The 1,631-nt window shown below is 56.5% G+C and carries 1 protein-coding gene and 1 pseudogene; both read left to right on the forward strand.

Annotated features, from left to right (window positions below; all coding sequences use genetic code 11):
- Positions 1 to 105 precede the first annotated feature (105 nt).
- Positions 106 to 399 (forward strand): TrbC/VirB2 family protein, encoded by a 294-nt coding sequence (locus J5224_RS27010; protein WP_039356906.1) that lies wholly within the window; start codon positions 106 to 108, stop codon positions 397 to 399.
- A 10-nt stretch (positions 400 to 409) separates the two neighbouring features.
- Positions 410 to 1,631 (forward strand): annotated as a pseudogene (locus tag J5224_RS27015) (VirB3 family type IV secretion system protein); the annotation flags it as partial.

Genomic DNA, 1,631 nt, shown 5'->3' on the forward strand with positions numbered 1-1,631 from the left:
CCGGGGCGTCCCCGCAAAACTCCGTCGGGGGAAAATCGCCATCGCACAGACCTCCGCGCCGTCAGTGCGCCGGAGCCTCTCTCAGTCACCCCGTGAGGAAGAATAATGACACTTTTTCGCAAGCTAAAGACCGCTGTCAGTGCTGTTTCCGTAGGTGTGCTCATGGTTTTTTCTACAACCCCGGCCTTTGCCGATGGTTTCACTCGCGCAAATACCGTGATGGAAAAGGTCTCCACCGGCCTTCATGGTCTGGCGGCCATCACCATCACCGTGGCCGTGATCTGGGTGGGTTACAAGACCCTCTGGAAAGGCGAAAGCCTGTCCCAGTGCGCCTACATCATCATCGGCGGGATCCTGATTGGCGGGGGCAGTGAGATCGGCGCGCTGCTGATGAGCTGAGAGGTCGTCTATGGCAAAGCTGCTCAAAGCAATGAAACGCCCGGCGGCACTGTGGGGGGTGCCGATGGTGCCCCTGCTGGGCGTCACCGGTATCACCATCATCGTCGCTGTCTGGACTTCTGTCGCTTTCCTTGCCCTGCTCCCGGTTGAATTTCTGGTGTTGAAATCCGTCACCCGAATGAGCCCATGCGGTTCAGCCTGATTGCCGTCTGGCTCAGGGCAAGAGGAAAACCGGCAGCAAACCGTCTGTTTGGTGCAACAGTATTTATGCCCGTTGAGCATGATGCTGTTGATATCGCGGAGTTTCTCAACGCTATGAAACTGAATCAGTGTGCCACGCTCAGGAAGTACTTTCCGTATTCATCGCATATTCATCAGCATGTTGTTCGCTCACCACACAGTGATCTCTACTGCACCTGGGAACTGACGGGGACCCCGTTCGATTGCGAATCAGAAGAAACCCTCAGTATTGACTGCAACCAGTTGCACGGACTCATCCGCTCATTCGAGGGGATGCCGGTCACCTTTTATATCCATAACGTGCGGGAGCCGTTTACCGATTCCCTGCATAAAGCGTCCGGCAATCCTTACGCCGATGAAATCAGCCGTCTGTATTATGCCTCGCTGGCGGCGGATCCGTTTCGCCGTAACCGCCTGTTCCTGACCGTCTGTTACCGTCCGTTTGTCAGCCTGGAAAAGGCCGGGCGCAGACGCATGAATGACGGCCAGAAGCTGAAAGAGCTTGACGCTGCGCTGCGGGAAATGCTGGAAATCAAAGGTTCGCTCGATACCGCACTGTCACGCTACGCCGCACGTTCTCTTGGCACGTTCACCGAAGATCACGCGGTATTCTCCTCCCAGTTATCCTTTTATGAGTACCTGCTGACGCACCAGTGGCGCAAGGTGCGCGTCACCCGCGCTCCGGCGTATTCGATGATGGGGTCGGCGGCGCTGTTCTTTTCCGGGGAGTCCGGGCAGATAAACCACGCCAGCGGCACACAGTATTTCCGGGGGCTGGAGGTAAAGGAATTCCCGGAGGAGACCGCAACAGGGATAATGGATTCACTGCTGTACGCCCCTTGCGATTATGTGGTTACGCAATCCTACACCTGCATGTCTCGCGAAGAGGCCCGCAAGGCCATCAAGCGCACCCGCCGTCTGTTAATGAGTGCAGATGATGATGCCGTTTCCCAGCGACTGGATTTGGATGTGGCACTTGATCTGCTGACATC

The organism is Candidatus Symbiopectobacterium sp. NZEC135 (assembly GCF_025962695.1).

Excerpts from the sequence above, each read along its gene's own strand:
- J5224_RS27010 (WP_039356906.1), top strand. The coding sequence starts at position 106 with ATGACACTTTTTCGCAAGCTAAAGACCGCTGTCAGTGCTGTTTCCGTA.